18 protein-coding genes are annotated in these 16,894 nt (G+C 60.9%); 11 read left to right on the forward strand and 7 right to left on the reverse strand.

The genetic code is table 11. The features are described from left to right. The 3 genes from AC0KW6_RS13130 to AC0KW6_RS13140 form a co-directional block, all read right to left on the reverse strand. Positions 1-389 (reverse strand): IS3 family transposase (locus tag AC0KW6_RS13130; protein ID WP_474035091.1); only part of this gene is annotated, 389 nt, incomplete at its 3' end. Then, entirely contained in the window at positions 386-682 is a 297-nt protein-coding gene (locus AC0KW6_RS13135; protein WP_474035092.1) for a transposase, read from the reverse strand. The genes AC0KW6_RS13130 and AC0KW6_RS13135, both read right to left, overlap by 4 nt. Positions 683-1,292: 610 nt before the next feature. Continuing rightward, the gene (locus AC0KW6_RS13140) at positions 1,293-2,321 is read right to left on the reverse strand and encodes an IS110 family RNA-guided transposase (RefSeq protein ID WP_474035093.1); all 1,029 of its coding nucleotides are present in this window, start codon (positions 2,319-2,321) and stop codon (positions 1,293-1,295) included. A gap of 227 nt (positions 2,322-2,548) precedes the next feature. Between AC0KW6_RS13140 and AC0KW6_RS13145 the strand changes: the two genes are divergently transcribed. Genes AC0KW6_RS13145 through AC0KW6_RS13155 form a run of 3 tightly spaced genes read left to right on the forward strand, consistent with a single transcriptional unit; the run spans position 2,549 to position 4,696 of the window. Continuing rightward, complete coding sequence (locus AC0KW6_RS13145; protein WP_474035094.1) at positions 2,549-3,763, forward strand: Hint domain-containing protein; 1,215 nt, start codon at positions 2,549-2,551, stop codon at positions 3,761-3,763. 13 nt (positions 3,764-3,776) lie between these two features. Then, positions 3,777-4,133, forward strand: coding sequence for an aminotransferase class I/II-fold pyridoxal phosphate-dependent enzyme (locus AC0KW6_RS13150; RefSeq protein WP_474035095.1), 357 nt, complete (start codon positions 3,777-3,779; stop codon positions 4,131-4,133). A 59-nt stretch (positions 4,134-4,192) separates the two neighbouring features. Next, the gene (locus tag AC0KW6_RS13155; RefSeq protein WP_474035096.1) at positions 4,193-4,696 is read left to right on the forward strand and encodes an aminotransferase class I/II-fold pyridoxal phosphate-dependent enzyme; all 504 of its coding nucleotides are present in this window, start codon (positions 4,193-4,195) and stop codon (positions 4,694-4,696) included. Between the two features lie 72 nt (positions 4,697-4,768). Here AC0KW6_RS13155 and AC0KW6_RS13160 read toward each other — a convergent pair whose 3' ends face one another. From AC0KW6_RS13160 to AC0KW6_RS13175, 4 genes are all read right to left on the reverse strand, one after another. After that, on the reverse strand, positions 4,769-5,023 hold the full coding sequence (locus AC0KW6_RS13160) for a hypothetical protein (protein ID WP_474035097.1): 255 nt from the start codon (positions 5,021-5,023) through the stop codon (positions 4,769-4,771). 377 nt (positions 5,024-5,400) lie between these two features. Continuing rightward, positions 5,401-7,122 (reverse strand): OFA family MFS transporter, encoded by a 1,722-nt coding sequence (locus tag AC0KW6_RS13165; RefSeq protein WP_474035098.1) that lies wholly within the window; start codon positions 7,120-7,122, stop codon positions 5,401-5,403. A gap of 249 nt (positions 7,123-7,371) precedes the next feature. Further along, entirely contained in the window at positions 7,372-9,336 is a 1,965-nt protein-coding gene (locus tag AC0KW6_RS13170; RefSeq protein WP_474035099.1) for a sensor histidine kinase, read from the reverse strand. A 3-nt stretch (positions 9,337-9,339) separates the two neighbouring features. Next, positions 9,340-10,698: a sigma-54-dependent transcriptional regulator gene (locus AC0KW6_RS13175; protein ID WP_323780184.1), complete on the reverse strand. Its 1,359-nt coding sequence runs from the start codon at positions 10,696-10,698 to the stop codon at positions 9,340-9,342. A 678-nt stretch (positions 10,699-11,376) separates the two neighbouring features. Here AC0KW6_RS13175 and rfbC point away from each other — a divergent pair. From rfbC to AC0KW6_RS13215, 8 genes are all read left to right on the forward strand, one after another. Continuing rightward, on the forward strand, positions 11,377-11,931 hold the full coding sequence (gene rfbC, locus AC0KW6_RS13180) for a dTDP-4-dehydrorhamnose 3,5-epimerase (protein ID WP_323780181.1): 555 nt from the start codon (positions 11,377-11,379) through the stop codon (positions 11,929-11,931). 32 nt (positions 11,932-11,963) lie between these two features. Then, positions 11,964-13,016 (forward strand): dTDP-glucose 4,6-dehydratase, encoded by a 1,053-nt coding sequence (gene rfbB / locus AC0KW6_RS13185; RefSeq protein ID WP_474035100.1) that lies wholly within the window; start codon positions 11,964-11,966, stop codon positions 13,014-13,016. Positions 13,017-13,103: 87 nt separating this feature from the next. Beyond that, complete coding sequence (gene rfbD / locus AC0KW6_RS13190; protein ID WP_474035101.1) at positions 13,104-13,955, forward strand: dTDP-4-dehydrorhamnose reductase; 852 nt, start codon at positions 13,104-13,106, stop codon at positions 13,953-13,955. Further along, the gene (gene rfbA, locus AC0KW6_RS13195; protein ID WP_474035102.1) at positions 13,952-14,854 is read left to right on the forward strand and encodes a glucose-1-phosphate thymidylyltransferase RfbA; all 903 of its coding nucleotides are present in this window, start codon (positions 13,952-13,954) and stop codon (positions 14,852-14,854) included. The genes rfbD and rfbA overlap by 4 nt, the downstream gene beginning before the upstream one ends. A 182-nt stretch (positions 14,855-15,036) precedes the next feature. After that, positions 15,037-15,432 (forward strand): transposase, encoded by a 396-nt coding sequence (locus AC0KW6_RS13200; RefSeq protein ID WP_474035103.1) that lies wholly within the window; start codon positions 15,037-15,039, stop codon positions 15,430-15,432. Between the two features lie 22 nt (positions 15,433-15,454). Continuing rightward, positions 15,455-15,715: an IS3 family transposase gene (locus AC0KW6_RS13205; protein WP_474035104.1), complete on the forward strand. Its 261-nt coding sequence runs from the start codon at positions 15,455-15,457 to the stop codon at positions 15,713-15,715. 99 nt (positions 15,716-15,814) lie between these two features. Further along, positions 15,815-16,303 carry an IS110 family transposase gene (locus tag AC0KW6_RS13210; protein ID WP_474035105.1) on the forward strand — a complete coding sequence of 163 codons (489 nt, stop codon included), beginning with the start codon at positions 15,815-15,817 and terminating at the stop codon, positions 16,301-16,303. A gap of 21 nt (positions 16,304-16,324) precedes the next feature. Continuing rightward, a complete protein-coding gene (locus tag AC0KW6_RS13215; RefSeq protein ID WP_474035168.1) occupies positions 16,325-16,840 on the forward strand; it encodes an IS110 family RNA-guided transposase in 516 nt (171 codons plus the stop codon). Positions 16,841-16,894 lie beyond the last annotated feature (54 nt).

Here is a 16,894-nt window from a genome sequence, read left to right on the forward strand (position 1 = left end):
AACCGCTGCTCCAGCAGATTTGGCGAGGGTCTGAGGCTGTGATTGCTGTCTGTGGTGCGTGGCTTCCGGCGCTTGTGCAGGCGCGGTGAGACATTGTTTTTCCGCATTATTCTGGCCACGCGCCGCTCCGAGACATGGGCCCCATCGGCGATCAGATCCTGGTGGACCCGCTTTGACCCATATCTTTTTTTGCTTTGGGAAAACGCCGCTTTGATCTTGGCCAGCAGGTCTGCGTCCCGGTCGGTACGCAGCTTTTGCCGCTGATCTCGGGCTGGTTGCGACTGAACAAAGCCATAAAACCAGCTGCGCGCAATGCCAACAATGCGACAGAGATGAGTGATCGGGTAAACAGTCTTGTGGGCAGCGACAAATGCATGCTTGTGTGTCATGTCTTCGCTGCCCTTGAGGCGAAAAAAGCAGAAGCTTTCTCGAGGATTTCATTTTCCAGCTTCAAACGTTTGTTTTCCTTGCGCAGACGGTCCAGCTCCGCCGCATCCGCCTGCTGCCTGCGCAGTGCCGCCATTGATCCTGCCGCTTCGATCTCCAAGCGCCAGGTCTTCAACTGCGAGCTCGTCATACCCAGTTCCCTGGCCACGCCGGTTTGTGTGGCGCCAGGCTGATAAAGCCGACCAACAGCTGCGGCTTTAAACTCGTCTGTGAACGTCCGCCTCGATTGTCCCATTCCATGTTCCTTTCTTGGACAGGGGTACTTTACCCCGGTGTCCGGGAACAGGAACGAAGTTCAGCTGTAATCGGCTCAAGCCAGCCCGGAGCGGCCGTAGACGAGGGGTGCCGCGTCAAAGATGCTGCCTGTGCAAAATTCCATGGTCACTTTCCAGGAAGCGGACCCTCGACAGGGCCAAGCTGCCTCATGTGATGCTGCGGGTTGCACTGGGGGCAGCGGAGCTGTAGCTTTCCCGGACGCCACGCGCGACGTTATAATGATGCGCGGCATTGCCTGGCGTCGGAGAAGCGCGCAAGCGGGAAATCGCGGTGTTGGAATTGGGCAGGCCAGCTGGCTTTTGTGTGGTTGCCGCCTGCTTTGCAAGGAGAACATTGACCTTTTGAACCAGTGATCGAGTGCGTACTTGTTTAAGGCCTTCTAGTGCGGCCTCTCAAGCGCCGCTGGCCGATGTGGAGATCCGCGGGTCAGCTCCAAATCTAAAATTCGGACTGTTGCGTCCTTAACTTTGCGCTGGTTTCGCTCACCCTGATCTGGTCGATCAACTTGCCCATCGGGGCTTTGCCTTCCTCACATTCCTTCGTTCTCGTTTACCTTACGTATTTTTCCCTCACGCGGTCGCTGCGGCCGGTTCCCGATAAGCCTCCTGCTTCGTTGTCATCGCCCAGACTGCGCGCGCCATTGTGTTGGCTAATGCAATTGCCACGACCATGCGCGGTTTGCGTTTGAGCATGGCGTTGAGCCAACCGTTTTTGAAGTCGTGGCCGCGAGAGGCCCGGCTGATCACCGACATCGCCCCAATGATCAGAAGCCGTCGGATGCCCCGCTGGCCCATCTTCGACGTTCGGCCCAGGCGTTGTTTTCCCCCTGTCGAGTTTTGTCTCGGAACCAGCCCCAGCCAGGCTGCGAAGTCTCGTCCCCGCCGGAATGTATCCATAGGCGGTGCAAAGGTTTCGATGGCCGCCGCTGTGATCGGCCCTAGCCCCGGCATCGTTTGCAGCCGTCCTGATGTCTCTTGCTGGCTGGATTTGGCGTTGATCTGTTTCATCGTTTCGTCAATTCGGCGTGTTTTGTCGGAGATCTGGCAGAGCAGATCACGACAAATATCTCGGGCTTCCTGAGGTAAAGATGCGTCCACATCCTCTACGATTCCGGCCACCTTTCGAAGATGGCGCGGTCCTTTCGGAATGACGTGCCCGAACTCGTACAAATACGATCTGATCGCGTTGAAGAGCTCGGTCCGTTGCTTCACCAGCTTTTCCCGGCAGCGGAAAAGAACAGCGCTCGCCTGCTGACTTTCTGATTTATGCGCAACAAAATGCATCGAGGGACGCTGTGCGGCTTCAACGATTGCCTCGGCATCCGCTGCGTCGTTCTTTTGACGCTTGACGAAGGGTTTCACATAGTGCGGCGAGATCAGCTTGGTCCGGTGACCCAGTAACTCCAGTTCACGCGCCCAATAATGCGCACCACCGCAAGCCTCCATGACCACAAACGATGCCGGATGATCGGCCATGAAGCGATGGAATTGCGCCCGCGTGAGCTTCTTTCGGAAAATAACAGCCCCGTCCGCAGCCGCGCCGTGCAGCTGGAATACGTTCTTTGCCAGATCAACGCCGATGATGATATCTTCCGTCATGGTTGCCGTCCTTTCCATTTGAATGTGTTGTTCAGACTCTCATTCATGGCACATCGCGATGCCGTTCGGGGAATTGGCGGCAACCACCCCATCTAAAATGGCGCGTCTTCACCAGTAAAATGGCGCGTCTTCACCAGATGTTCAGGTTTCGCCGGCAGGGTCTTATCCACCGAGTTTAGCGTGGGTCTTCGAAAGTTTGTGCGAGTCATGTAAGGGAGGCGGAGTTGATGCCAATAATAAAGATATACGATTGGTCGCTTTATACGTTGCCACCGGCAATCCCGATGACGGACATAGAGGGCGATACCCATTCCAACGATCCGGATAGCCCGGATTATAATGCCTCGGCGCCAACATGGATCGGTGAAACCTTCACATTCAACGGCGGATCAGGTTCCCAGTTAGAAATCATTGATGATGACGGTCAATTCGAGGACGAATATGTAGAAACTGGCGGAGCTCAGACACTTGGCCAAGATGTCACCATAAATGGTGTAACGTATCTGGCCGGTTCTGTCGTTGAGAATGAGTTCTCAATGTTGGATTCTGCTGGCAATGAAGTGTTCGTTGTCAGGATTGACGGTGTAAACGTTGGTTTTGGCTATCCAGAGGGGCAAGAACCTGTCAACGGAACAGCATTTACAGCTGTACAGGGGCGCGATGGCGATCCATTTGATAGCGGCGACGGCACATCATCCAGTTCGGAGCCCTACAGCAACATAGTCTGCTATGCCCTTGGCACGATGATCGGCACACCGGACGGGCCGCGCCCGGTGGAGACGCTGAAACCTGGCGATTTGGTTCTGACCCGCGATCACGGCCCGCAGTCAATCCGCTGGGCACGCTGCAGCGACCATCCGCTGGAAGAGGTCGAAGCCGGTGCAAAGCCGGTGCAGATCAGGGCCGAGGCATTGGGTCGGAACCTGCCCGCGCAGGACCTGATCGTCTCGCCGCAGCACCGCATATTTGTCGGCGGGAACGGGCAATTAGACGAAGTGTTCACCAGCGAGGCGTTCGCGCCCGCAAAATCCCTGACGGCGGTGCCGGGCATCCGCCATATGAAGGGCAAGAGAGAGATCACATGGGTTCACTTCGCCTGTGACCGGCACGAGGTTGTCACCGCCAATGGCTGCCTGTCGGAATCGCTGCTGCTCGGGCCGATGGTCGTGAACGGGTTGACCGCCGCCGAGCGTCGCGCGGTCGTCGGCATTTTCGGACCTGCGCCCGCACCCAACACGGCCCTGAACGGCCCGCCGGCACGGGATTGCCTGACCGTTGGCGCAGTCAGGCGCAAGATCGCCAAACAACGCAAAGACAGGGATCGTATCTTGACCAAGGAAATCCGGAAATGGGATCTGGACCTTGCGATGGAAAAACACGAGGCAGAGCGGTTCGGAGAAAGCTTTCGCCTTGTACAGAGCAAAGCCCGGCAGAAATCCTGAATCGGAGCCGAAATTGGCCTGCGGACCAAGCTACTACAGGTCCCGCCGGCCCAGACATAGACCCAACCTGGCCGCCCTCGGCACCCTCGGGCGCGCTCTTCCCAACTGTGCGATCTTCGCCGGCGCCCAGAACCGCAATTCGATGATCGAAGGCATCCGCAGGGCAGGCGCGGAAAAGTTCATCTTCCGTCACAATTACGCTGCTCACCTCGACGAGTTGATGAGCGATATCGATCCTGATCGCCCCAAATTCGTCGCGTTCGAGAGTGTCTGCAGCATGGACGGCGGCATCGCCCCGATCGGGGTCATCTGCGATGTCGCCGAAAGGCATGGCTCGCTAACCTGTCTCGATGAAATCCATGCCGTCTGATTTTAGGTACGCGCGGTGGCGGCGTCGCCGAACGTGAGGGACTGGCGCATCGCCGGACCGTGATCGAGGGCAGCCTGACCATAGCCTTTGGCGAGATGGGCGGCTACTTCGCCGGCCCGTCCATGCTGATTGGTGTCATCCGCAGCATGCCCGACAGCTACATCTTCACCACCTCTCTCTGTCTTCATCCTGCCGCGGTCGCACACACCGCGATCCAGCACGTCAAGGCCCATCCTGAAGACCGGGACCGACAGGCCGCCAATGCCGTCCGCCTCAAGGCGATGCTCCGCGACGCCGCTCTGCCCGTCCTCGATACGCCGGGTCATATCCTGCCGGTGATCGTCGGCGACGCGCATCTGTGCCGCCGCATCAGCGAACGATTGCTGGCCGAGCACGCTATCTACGCCCAGCCGATCAACTACCCGACGGTCGCGCGTGGGCAGGAGCGTCTGCGCATCACCCCGACGCCGTTTCACACCGAGGCCCATATGCGCTCGCTGGTCAATGCACTTCTGGCGGCCGGCAGCGGCCTGGGTTGGGCCGCCATAAAGCCGGCCGCCTGATGTCTGAACTTTTCAGGACCGAGTTGCACGGATTGAACAATGGCCGCAGGCACCCCACGCCCCCAAGAAAATTCATGCTATCAGCTCAAAGCGGGAGCGGCCCAATCCGGTCATTCGGTTGAGAATCTTTGCACCGATGCCGGCTTCGGCCTTCTGGTTTTCAAATTTCGCTCCCGCAGTTTCTCTCCTATAACCGCCTTTCACCTGCCGGTCTGTGCTTTTCCCCGCTGCACTGATTGTAGCCAGTGGACTGCTGCCTGGCCATTCGGCCTCGGCTGCGGATTTCAGTAATGTGACGGTCGCGAGACGTCGGGTTTCGTGCCGCATCTGCGCTGAGCGCCGCCAGAAACAGCGAGGGTTGCTGCATGACGGGCGCGCAAAAGACCGGAAGTCCGATCGAAACCGCTCTCAAAACCGGCATGCCCGTAACCCGGATAGTAGGGATGTAACAGGTCACGAAAACCGCAGGATACAACGCATGTTGAGAAAATCCCGCAAACTCTGTGTTAAGGCTGACTGCAAGAGTGCCGCCGCGTCATCCTGGACCCTGCATTGAGGATGGCAAGGCGCAGAGGCGTTACCTCGCGAAATTTACAGCACTCCCGGTAACTGCGATAAATACTTAAACTTCACTCGGGAAATCTACTGTTTTGAATGCAGGCTGCAACCGCAGCCGGGGTGCAAAACACACCCCGGCCGGCGGCTTACTCCCCGGGAACGGCCTGCAGCTCCGGTTCGTCATGGTGATGATGCTCTTTCACCGGGCGCATCGCGAGATTGGCAAAGAAGGCCGCCGCCAGCAGCGCCGCCATGCAGTACATCGTGGTGTTATAAAGGCTCGGCGTCGGATCCAGGGTGCCTGCGGGGGCGATCTCCATCAGCCGGGCGATGGTCACGGTCTTAGCCGCCACCAGCTGATCCAGCTGCGCCACCGGGGCGCCGAATTTCTCGGCAAAGGTGGCGGGATCGACCTTGGCCGCCAGATCCTGCACCGCGCTGTTTACCGACATCTGCCGCAGCGAGGTGATGGCCAGCGGCCCCAGCACGCCCGCGGTCGACCAGGCGGTCAGCAGCCGCCCGTGAATGCCGCCCACATGCATGGTGCCGAACATATCCGCAAGATAGGCCGGAATGGTGGCAAAACCGCCGCCATACATCGAGAAGATCAGCATGGTGGCAAGGTAGAAGCCGCCCAGATACAGCAGCGAGGGGTTCGCCGCCGCCGCCGAGGCAAAGTACGGGATCGACAGATACAGCACCGTGCCCAGCACGAAGAAGCACATATAGGTCGCCTTGCGCCCGATATAGTCCGATGTCGACGCCCAGAAGAACCGCCCGACCATGTTGAAGACGGAAATCATCAACACATAGGTCGAGGCGAAAGCAGCCGTCGCCACCAGCGGCATCACCGAGCCGAAAATCTCAGACATCATTGTCTTGGCAACACCGATCACGCCGATGCCCGCGGTCACGTTGAAGCACAGCATCACCCACAGCTGCCAGAACTGCGGCGTCTTCAGCGCCTGGTCGATATGCACGTTATTCTGCGTCACCAGACCCGAGGCCGCAGGTTTCGGCGCCCAGCCCGCCGGTGCCCAGTCCTTGGCGGGGACCCGGTACTGGAAGGCGGCCAGAATCATCACCACGAAGTAAACGATACCCAGCGTCATGAAGGTCTGCGCGGCGCCGGTATTGCCGGTGCCCACCGCATAGGCGCCGGCCTCCCCGCCAAACTCGGCAGCCTGCGCCGCGCTGGCGATCACCACCTCGATTTTGCCTTGCGCGGTTTCCGCAAAAACCCGGCCGTTTTCAACCACGGTCTGCACCGCGTCCTTGGCACCCAGATAGGTCGGTGCGGTTTCGTAGAAATCCAGCAGCCAGCCCTTGACCGGCGCGGCGATCATGGCGCCGCCGCCAAAGCCCATGATCGCCATGCCGGTTGCCATGCCGCGCCGGTCTGGGAACCAGCGTATCAGGGTCGACACCGGAGAGACATAGCCCAGTCCCAGCCCGCAGCCGCCGAGCACCCCGTAGCCCAGATAAACCAGCCACAGCTGATGACTGGAAATGCCGAACGACCCAACAATGAAGCCGCCGCCCCACAGCAGCGCCGCCACCACGCCGACCATGCGGGGACCGACCTCTTCCAGCCATTTGCCGGCAAATGCGGCGGCCAGCCCGAGGAAGACAATGGCGACCGAAAAAATCCAGACAACCGAGCCGAGGCTCCAGTCATTGGCGCTGGAGGCCACCACCCCCAACTCGCGGGTCAGCGGCGGGTTGAACACCGACCAGGCATAGACCGAGCCGATACAGAGATGGATGGCGATCGATGCCGGCGGCACCCGCCAGCGGTTAAAGCCGGGTTCGGCAGTGATGTGGCTCTTGTGCAGAAAACCCAGTCCACCGGGTGATTGGTTGCTCATATGTAATCCTCCCTGTTGCTGTTCCGGCGGCTGCAACCTCCTATTGCGGCCCTCCGGAATGGCCTGCGGCGTCGCGCAGTAGCTTGACAAAGGCGGGGAGCCGGCCGATCTGTCAAACAAATAATTTAGTTATAACAATAGCTTATCTCGCCACTTTGTCCGACCGGCGAACCCCAGGCAGGCGGTTGCGGGACAATCTGTCCGCCCCGGGGCTGCGACGCCCCGCAGATTTGCGCCAATTTGTCCGGATCAGCTGGCGGCAGGAGAGGGCAGAAAAATTTCGAACCGGCTGCCCTGTCCGGGCTTCGACTGCACGGTGATGCTCCCGCCCGCGCGATTCACCAGCTGGTGACTGATCGACAGGCCCAGCCCGGTGCCCTGCGCCAGCTTGGTGGTGAAGAAGGGATCGAAGATGCGGCTCTGCAATTCTGGCGGGATGCCGGTGCCGGTATCCTCGGCGGTGAGCAGCACGCCGTCCGGGGCATCTTCAGCCGTCAGGGAGAGGCGGCCGCCGCCGGGCATAGCCTGCACTGCATTGAGGATCAGGTTGACCAGCACCTGCTGCAATTCGGTGCGCGACATCCGCACCTCGCCGGTGCTGTCCAGACGGGTCACGGCCTTGACCCCCGCCGCTTCGATCTGGTGGCGGGTCAGCACCAGGCAATCGGACAGCACTTCGGCGGGGGAGACTAGCCCGGCGGCGCCGGAATATTCCTCCGGCCGAGCGAATTGCAGCAGCTTGGAGACGATCACGCCGATGCGGTAGACCTGATCGTCGATCAGGCGGAATTCCTCGTCGACCGGGCGGGCCTGATCGCCCAGCAGCGTGCGGGCAAGGTCAAGGTTGCCCTGGATCACCGCCACCGGATTGTTGATCTCATGCGCGACCGAGGCAGTGATCTCGCCCACCGCAGCGAGTTTCTCGGAGACGATCAGCCGCTCGGTGGTCTGCTCCAGCCGCCGGTTCGCCTCGCGGAGGTCGGCAGTGCGTTCCTCGACCTTGGCCTCGAGGCTTTCGCCCCAGTGGCGCAATTGCCGGTCGCGCTCCTGCACCTGATCCAGAAGGCTGTCTAAGTGCGACGCCACCCGGGCAATCTCGCCACTGGCGTCCTGCGGGCGGTTGCGGGCGGCAAGGTCGCCCTGTTCGACCATGGCGATGGTCTGGGTCATGCTTTCAAGAGGGCGGAAGATACGCCCGGCCCACCGCAGGAAGATCGGCACAGACAACGCTGCGATCAGCAGGAAAGCCCCCCCGAGCGCCAGCACCGATTGGCGCTTGGCCTGGCGGAACGGGGTTTCCAGAAAGCCGACATAGAGCATGCCGGCCCGCTGGCCGCGGCTGTCGAGGATCGGCTCGTAGGCGGAGATATACCAGTCGTTCACCACAAAGGCCCGGTCGAGCCAGGTTTCGCCGCGCCCCAGCACCAGGCCGCGCACTTCGGCAGAGACCCGGGTGCCGAGCGCGCGCACATTTTCGAACAGCCGCACATTGGTTGAGATCCGCACGTCCTCGAGAAACAGCGTGGCGGTGCCCTGGCTGCCCTCCGGCAGGCTTTGTTTGCGGTACACCAGCGCGTTGATGGTGTCGATGAAATCGAGGTTGCGGTTCAGCAGCCGTCCCCCGACCAGCACCGCCCGTTGGCCGTCCGGCAGGGTCACCGGGGCGGCCGAGTGGATGATCATGCCGCGGGTTTCGACGCTGCGGGTGGCCGGGACGGCGGCCTCGGTCGCAACCAGCGGGATGGCGGCGCGGGCGGCGAGGCCGGGGCTCAACGCGTCAAGCTGGTCAGCGTCCAGAATGTCGACAGCGCTTTGCCATTGCCCCTGCAGCGCGCCGCGGATGACGGGCCAGTCTGCAGGAGTGAAACCGGAACGGCCATCGAACCCGGCCAGATAGAGGAAATCGAGACCGAGCCGGGTCCGTTCCTGCGCTAGGAAATCTGCAGTGCTGCCCGCCGTAAGCGCGCTGCGGAAACGGACTGATTGCGCCACCGCATCCAGCAGTTCGCCCGAGGTGGCGGTCAGCCTGGCCAGATACTGGTCAGCAATGGTCAAATCCCCGTTAACCTTGCTGATCAGCAGGCCGTCGATCTGGTTCGACCAGCGCCAGGTGGCGAAGCCCAGCAGCAGGGGCATCAGCACCAGCATCGGCAGCAGCGCAATCAGCAGAAGCCGGACCCGGACCGACCGCATGAGCAGACGCAGCCTTCGCATGGCTTAAAGCCCCCAAACCGCACATTTACGGTCAATGGTCTTGCGCGAGACCCCCAGCCGCCGCGCCGCTTCGCTGCGGTTGCCGCCGACCGCCTCCAGCGCGTGCAGAATCTCGCGGCGCTCGACTTCTTCCAGCGGCAGGATGTCAGCAGCGGGGCGGGCCGGGGCCAGCGTGTCCAGGGAAAAACTGCCGAAGATCAGCGAGCGCTCAACAAAATTCCGCAGCTCTCGGATGTTGCCAGGCCAGTCATGACGCAACAGAGCGGACTTGACGCTGGCGGACAGCTCCAGTGGCGGCAGCTGCAGCTGGGCGGCGATTTCGGTGAGGAACAGTTCAGCAAGTTCGACAATGTCGGTACCGCGTTCGCGCAGGAGCGGCATTGCCACTTCGAGCACGTTGATACGGAACAGCAGATCCTCGCGGAAATTTCCTGCAGCAACTGCCCTGGCCAGTGTGCGGCTGGAGCTCATCACAAAGCGGACATCGAGCTGCACCGTCCGCTCGGTGCCGATCGGCCGGATACGGCCATCTTCCAGCACCCTCAGCAGCGCGTTTTGCGCCGACGGGCTGAGCTCACCGATTTCATCGAGGAAAACGGTGCCGCCCTGCGCCGAGGCAAGCAGCCCTTCACGGCCGGCAGGGGCACCAGGAAAAGCGCCAGGAGCGTGTCCGAAAAGTTCGTACTCGATCACATCCGCCGGAATGGCGCCGCATTGCACAGGCACGAAGGGCGCCGAAGTGCGGCTGGAAAGCGCATGCAAGTGGCGTGCGGCAACCTCCTTGCCGGTGCCGGAGGCGCCGGTGATCAGCACCGGGGTAGAGACCTGTGCCACCCGGTCCAGCAAGACGCGCACATGGTTGATGGCGGCCGACGCTCCGACCAGCTCGCGGCGGCGGCGGCGCCCGACGCCAGTGGTTTCCAGTTCTCTCCGCAGCAGCATATTCTCGCGTTTCAGCTGGGCCGTTTCGATGCAGCGTCGCAGAGCATTGAGGATCTGATTGGAGCGGAAAGGCTTTAAAACGAAATCCGACGCCCCGGCCCGAAGAGCGTCGATCGCCGTTTGCAGATCGGCGTAGGCCGTAATCAGGATTGTATCCAAGAAGCCGCCGTCCCGCCGCTGCTCCTCCAGCCAGTCCAGACCTTTCTGGCCAGGCATGATGTTGTCAAGGATCATTACATCATATTGCCGGGTATTGAGCAGCGCAGCAGCGGCTTCAGTGTTTTCGGCCTGATCCACCAACTGACATAGAGGGCGCAGAGTTTTCACGAGGAAATTGCGCATGCCCGGCTCATCGTCAACGATGAGAATACTTGCCTGCTCGAGCGGGTCGGCCAGCTTTGCCATATCTGTATTTTTCATACCTGCCGCTCTTCTATGGGGCCGGTATTGGACTATTGTCGCTTTCCTTTGCTTTGTCGAGAGATCTGGGCCTGCCTCGCTGCCGGCCGGGCACATTCCAGCGGCCGCAGCTTGGGCGCACCTGCGAAATACCTCGCCTCACTCTGCTACGGGCGGCATTCTGAAGCCCGCTGCGGGAATGAGGCAGTCAAGGGGTCAGGAATTAAGTTACCCGCCGGCGGATGCCCCTTCAACGCGTCCGCAAGAGGCAGCACAGGCTTCCGCTGCGCACAACGCCAGGTGGTGCCGTTGGCCCAGACCGCCATCCGGGATAGCGTGTCGAGGGCGTGCAGGGGTACAAGCCGCTCTAAAGGCCCATTTTATATGACGACGGTCACTATTCACCTCCCTCGCCACGAGATGACATCCGCAGATTTTCGCAACCTCCGCACCGCCGCCGTGAAGGTCTGCCGCACCATCGCTCAGACCGGCACCGCGTGATCATTGCAGTCAGCCCCGGTTTCGGTCCTCGTCAGTTAACTTTAAGGTGCCAGAGTTGATATCCGACGGGTTTGACGATACCGCCGCAGCAGAATCCCTGCGCGAAGTTGCCCGGCGGTGCTACAGATGGGACCGGATCAGGCTGCAGTACTTCGGCCTGATGCAGGCGGATACACAGAAGACAAGAGGTCAGAGGCGATGCAGATAGATGAAACAGGGCTGCCGGGCCTGAAGGTGCTGACACCCGCACGGTTCGGCGATGCACGCGGGTTCTTCAGCGAAAGCTGGAACCGGCAGCGGCTGGCCGCCCACGGCATCGATCTGGATTTTGTCCAGGACAACCATTCCGTTTCGGCGCAAACCGGCACCCTGCGCGGCCTGCATTTCCAATCGCCTCCCCGTGCCCAGGACAAGCTGGTGCGCTGCGGCCAGGGCGCCCTGTTCGACGTGGCGGTGGATATCCGCAAAGGCTCGCCCGCTTACGGCAAATGGTTCGGGATCGAGCTGTCGGCAGAGAACGGCAAGCAATTGCTGGTGCCCAAGGGCTTCCTGCATGGCTTCCTGACCCGGGCGCCGAACACCGAGGTGATCTATAAATGCACCGATTACTACGCGCCCGAGTGCGACGGCGCGGTGGCCTGGGACAGCTGCGGCATCGATTGGGCGTTTGACGGCACGCCCGTCCTGTCGGACAAAGACAAAAGCGCACCCGCGCTGGCTGATTTCGACAGCCCCTTTGCCTGGGAAGGATAAGTGATGAAGATACTCGCAGCCGGAGGCGCGGCATGAAGATACTGGTGACCGGCGGGGCCGGCTTTATCGGCTCGGCAGTGGTGCGGCTGGCCGTGGCGCGCGGCCATCAGGTGGTGAACCTGGATGCGCTGACCTATGCCGCCTGCCTGGCAAATGTGGCCGATGCCGCAAAAAGCCCGCTTTATGCCTTTGAGCAGGCCGATATCCGCGACCGCGCCGCGCTGGACCGCGTGTTTGAGACCCATAAACCGGATGCCGTGATGCATCTGGCAGCGGAATCCCATGTCGACCGCTCGATCGACGGACCAGGCGATTTTGTCGAGACCAATATCACCGGCACGTATCAGATGCTGGAGGCCGCCCGGAAATACTGGATGCAGGCCGGCAGGCCGGACAGCTTCCGCTTCCACCACATCTCAACCGACGAGGTCTATGGCTCGCTGCCTGCGGACCCGGCAGTGATGTTCACCGAAAACACCGCCTATGATCCGCGCTCGCCCTATTCCGCGTCCAAGGCCGCCAGCGACCATCTGGTGCGCGCCTGGGCCGAAACCTATGGCCTGCCGGTGGTGCTGACCAATTGCTCCAACAACTACGGGCCCTATCATTTCCCGGAAAAACTGATCCCGGTGGTGATCCTCAATGCGCTGGCGGGCAAACCTCTGCCGATCTATGGCGACGGCTCCAACGTGCGCGACTGGCTGTATGTGGAGGATCACGCCGACGCCCTTTTGCTGGTGGTGCAAAAGGGTGCATCGGGCCGCAGCTATAATATCGGCGGCGAGAATGAACGCTCGAACCTGGAGCTGGTGCAGACGCTCTGCGCCATTCTGGACAAGAAACAACCGCGCAAGGACGGGAAATCCTACACAGACCAGATCACCTTTGTCACCGACCGCCCCGGCCATGACGCGCGCTATGCCATCGACCCCAGCCGCATCCGCGACGAACTGGGCTGGCGGCCGTCGGTGACGGTTGAGGAAGGCCTGGAGCGCACCGTGCAATGGTATCTCGACAACGAGACCTGGTGGCGCGCCCTGCAGGACCGCGACGGCGTCGGCCAGCGGCTGGGCACTGGCAAGTGAACCGGGGCAAGTGATGGCTTTCCGGCTGGAAAGCCTGCCTCCGGCGGGAGTATTTGGGGAAAGATGAAACGGAGCGGGGAAGACCTTATGAGTATCCTGGTTTTCGGCAAGACCGGCCAGCTGGCACAGGAACTGGCAATGCTGGAAGGCGTCACCTGCCTGGGTCGCGATCAGGCGGATCTGAGCGATCCCGAAGCCTGCGCCGCAGCCATCCGCACCCATGCGCCTGCCGCCGTGATCAACGCCGCCGCCTATACCGCCGTCGACAAGGCGGAAGAGGAAGAAGCCCTCGCAAAGGTGGTCAACGGCGCGGCGCCTGGCGCGATGGCGCAGTCCTGCGCGGATCGGAACATTCCCTTTGTCACCGTCTCCACCGATTACGTCTTTGACGGCAGCGGCACTGTCCCCTGGCAGCCCAGCGATGCAACCGGCCCGGTGAATGCCTATGGCCGCTCCAAACTGGCAGGCGAACTGGCTGTGCAGGCGGCGGGCGGCACATATGCCATCCTGCGCACCTCCTGGGTGGTCTCGGCGCATGGCAGCAACTTCGTGAAAACCATGCTGCGTTTGGGCCGTGCGCGCGAGCGGCTCACCATTGTCAGCGACCAGACCGGCGCGCCGACCCCCGCGCGGGACATCGCGGCTGCCTGCATGAAAATGGCGCGGCAGCTGCAGGCGGATCCGGGAAAATCCGGGATCTACCATCTGGCAGGCGCGCCCCAGACCTGCTGGGCAGGCTTTGCCAGAGAAATTTTTGCCCGGGCCGGGATTGCCTGTGCGGTAGAGGATATTCCAACCTCCGCTTATCCCACGCCTGCGGCGCGCCCCTTGAATTCACGTCTCGACTGCACATCGTTGGAGACAGTTTTTGGCATCCCGCAGCCGGACTGGCGGGCAGGACTGAACGACATATTGACAGAATTGGGAGAATTGGCATGACAGATGGCAAGCCCGGCACAGGAACCGCCCCCGCCCGCAAAGGCATCATTCTCGCGGGCGGCTCCGGCACCCGGCTCTATCCGATCACCATGGCGGTCTCAAAACAGCTGCTGCCGCTCTATGACAAGCCGATGATCTATTACCCGCTCAGCGTCCTGATGCTGGCGGGCATTCGCGAGATCTGCGTGATCACCACGCCGCAGGACCAGGAGCAATTCACCCGCCTCCTCGGCGACGGCAGCCAATGGGGGGTCGAGCTGACCTATGTGGTGCAGCCTTCACCCGACGGTCTCGCGCAGGCGTTTATCCTGGCCGACGACTTCCTGGCCGGCGCCCCCTCGGCGCTGGTTCTGGGCGACAATATCTTCTTTGGCCATGGCCTGCCGGACCTTCTGGCCGCCGCCGATGCGCAAACCGCCGGCGGCACTGTGTTCGGCTATCACGTGGCGGATCCGGAACGCTATGGCGTGGTAGGGTTCGACGATCAGGGCCGCGCGCGCGAGATCATCGAAAAACCTGAGGTGCCGCCCTCGAACTATGCAGTGACCGGATTGTATTTCCTGGATGGCACAGCGCCGGAACGGGCCCGGCGGGTTGCACCGTCGCCGCGCGGCGAGCTGGAGATTACCGATCTGCTGCAGATGTACCTGGAAGAAGGGTCATTGCGGGTTGAAACCATGGGCCGTGGCTACGCCTGGCTGGATACCGGCACCCATGGCTCGCTGCTGGATGCGGGCAATTTCGTGCGCACCCTGCAGGAGCGCCAAGGGCTGCAAACCGGCTGCCTGGAGGAAATCGCCTATGGCGCGGGCTGGATCGATGCGGTCCAGCTGAAGGCGCGGGCGGAAAAATTCGCCAAGAACGCTTATGGCGCTTATCTCGAAGGCCTGCTGAAGTAGGCGGCCCGCTCCCGCCCGCGCATCTGCTGTCACGGCGAAGTCACACTAGCACCGGGACGGTTTACGGCTACTCGATTTTTTTACACAGGTAGGCCGGATGCCAGGTCCGTAGATCAGCGAGGTGGTCGCAGGATTTCGGACCAGTTGCTAAGCTGTAGCGCCTGACGAAGGAACGACCACATATGACGACGCGGAAAGGCTATTCGGCGGAGTTCAAGGCCAAAGTTGCTCTTGAGGCCATTCGTGAAGAACTGACGACGGCCGAACTGGCCAAGAAGTACGGCGTCCATCCGACAATGATCAGCGGTTGGAAGAAGACGGCGATCTCGAACATGGCTTCCGCGTTTGGCGGGAAGCCCCAGGAAGAGCCGCCGATCTCACCGAAGGTCGTGGAAAAACTGCATGCCAAGATCGGCCAACTGGTGGTGGAACGCGATTTTTGTCCGAAACCTCCAGCTTTAGCCTCGGAACTGGAGGCAAAAAGCGGTGACGCACGAGCATCCCGATCTCGGCGTCCGGCGGAGGTGCAAGCTGCTGTCGCTGGCCCGCTCAAGCCTGTATTACCACCCCCGCGGTGAAAGCGCCGGGAACTTGGCGTTCATGGAGATCATCGACCGCCAATTCCTGAATAGGCCGTGGCATGGCTCGCAGCAGATGGCCCGTCACATGCAGCGAGAGGGGCACAAATGTGGACGCCACCGGGTGCGGCGGTTGATGCGCCTCATGCGCTTGGTGCCGAACGACCAGGAGCCCAAGACCAGTCAAAAGCCTCCGGAACACAAGGTTTGTCCATATCTTCTCAGGGACTTGGTTATCACCCGCCCCAATCAGGTCCTCCTCTCGGGATCATGCTGCGCATGACCCTGCCGGGCAACGGGTGTACCGACATGACTCTGAGTAATTGATCATCCGCGCTCTCGAACGGTGCACAGTTGCTGCACCAGAAAAAGGAGAGTTGTGATGGAACGCTATTTTGTTGGCCTTGACGTGTCGAAGGATGAAACAGCGGTTTGTCTGCGGGATGATCGAGGTGACATTTTGGCATCTTTCAAGAAGCCTACGGACCCGGATGTCCTCTCACGCGCATTGAGTGCGGAAATGGAACATATCGTCTGTGTCGTACTTGAGACCGGGCGGATGACAAACTGGCTGTATGGTGAACTCAGTCAGAGGGGTCTCCCAATGGTCTGTATCGATGCACGTCAAGCCCATGCAGTTCTGAGCCAGATGCACAACAAGACCGATGAGAATGACGCTGCCATGCTGTCGAAACTGGCCCGGACGGGGTTTTACAAGAAGATCGAGGTCAAGAGCCGCCTTGCCCAGGAACGTCGCGCCCTTTTGCGCGCCCGGGAAGTTGCAATCAAGATGCGCATGGACACGGGGAACACGATACGAGGGTTACTGGCCAGTTTTGGGATCAGATTGCCCAAACATCTGCAAACCTAAGAGCAACGGGTCCGGAAAGTTCTGGAAGGTCAGGCCGTTCTGGCTGGAGTTATCGAACCTTTATTGAAGTTGCGGACAGAAGCGCTTCGACAGGCCGCGTTTCTGACCAAAGAGATGACCCGTCATTCGCGGAATGATGAAGCCTGCCGCAGGCTGATGACGATACCGGGCGTCGGAGCTGTCAGTGCCGTCACGTTTGTGGCAACGATCGACACGCCGGACCGCTTCAAACGATCCAGATCTGTCGGAACCTATATCGGCCTGACATCAAGACGCTACCAATCTGGCGACATCGATTTTGGTGGCCGAATATCAAAGCGTGGCGACCGAATGTTGCGCACGGTTCTGTACGAGGCAGCCAACAGCCTGCTTTGCCGCGTGAAATCCGGTCCGGGCCAGCGCCTCAAGGAATGGGAAATGGCGCTGAAAAAGCGCACCAGCCATAAGAAAGCTGTTGTGGCCTTGGCCCGAAAACTCTCCGTGATCATGCGCGCGATCTGGAAAGACGGCACCGAATTTGAACCCAAGGAGACCTAAGAAAAAGCACCCGAGCCGCGATACACGCGCTCGCCCAAAGTTGCCGTACCGACC

The sequence above is a fragment of the Leisingera sp. SA215 genome, from assembly GCF_055902035.1.

Coding starts and splice junctions, on each gene's coding strand:
- AC0KW6_RS13205 (WP_474035104.1), top strand. CDS start 15,455: ATGGAGATCATCGACCGCCAATTCCTGAATAGGCCGTGGCATGGCTCG.
- rfbC (WP_323780181.1), top strand. CDS start 11,377: ATGCAGATAGATGAAACAGGGCTGCCGGGCCTGAAGGTGCTGACACCC.
- AC0KW6_RS13210 (WP_474035105.1), top strand. CDS start 15,815: ATGGAACGCTATTTTGTTGGCCTTGACGTGTCGAAGGATGAAACAGCG.
- AC0KW6_RS13145 (WP_474035094.1), top strand. CDS start 2,549: ATGCCAATAATAAAGATATACGATTGGTCGCTTTATACGTTGCCACCG.
- rfbD (WP_474035101.1), top strand. CDS start 13,104: ATGAGTATCCTGGTTTTCGGCAAGACCGGCCAGCTGGCACAGGAACTG.
- rfbB (WP_474035100.1), top strand. CDS start 11,964: ATGAAGATACTGGTGACCGGCGGGGCCGGCTTTATCGGCTCGGCAGTG.
- AC0KW6_RS13160 (WP_474035097.1), bottom strand. CDS start 5,023: ATGCGGCACGAAACCCGACGTCTCGCGACCGTCACATTACTGAAATCC.
- AC0KW6_RS13175 (WP_323780184.1), bottom strand. CDS start 10,698: ATGAAAAATACAGATATGGCAAAGCTGGCCGACCCGCTCGAGCAGGCA.
- AC0KW6_RS13165 (WP_474035098.1), bottom strand. CDS start 7,122: ATGAGCAACCAATCACCCGGTGGACTGGGTTTTCTGCACAAGAGCCAC.
- AC0KW6_RS13140 (WP_474035093.1), bottom strand. CDS start 2,321: ATGACGGAAGATATCATCATCGGCGTTGATCTGGCAAAGAACGTATTC.
- rfbA (WP_474035102.1), top strand. CDS start 13,952: ATGACAGATGGCAAGCCCGGCACAGGAACCGCCCCCGCCCGCAAAGGC.
- AC0KW6_RS13170 (WP_474035099.1), bottom strand. CDS start 9,336: ATGCGAAGGCTGCGTCTGCTCATGCGGTCGGTCCGGGTCCGGCTTCTG.
- AC0KW6_RS13200 (WP_474035103.1), top strand. CDS start 15,037: ATGACGACGCGGAAAGGCTATTCGGCGGAGTTCAAGGCCAAAGTTGCT.
- AC0KW6_RS13135 (WP_474035092.1), bottom strand. CDS start 682: ATGGGACAATCGAGGCGGACGTTCACAGACGAGTTTAAAGCCGCAGCT.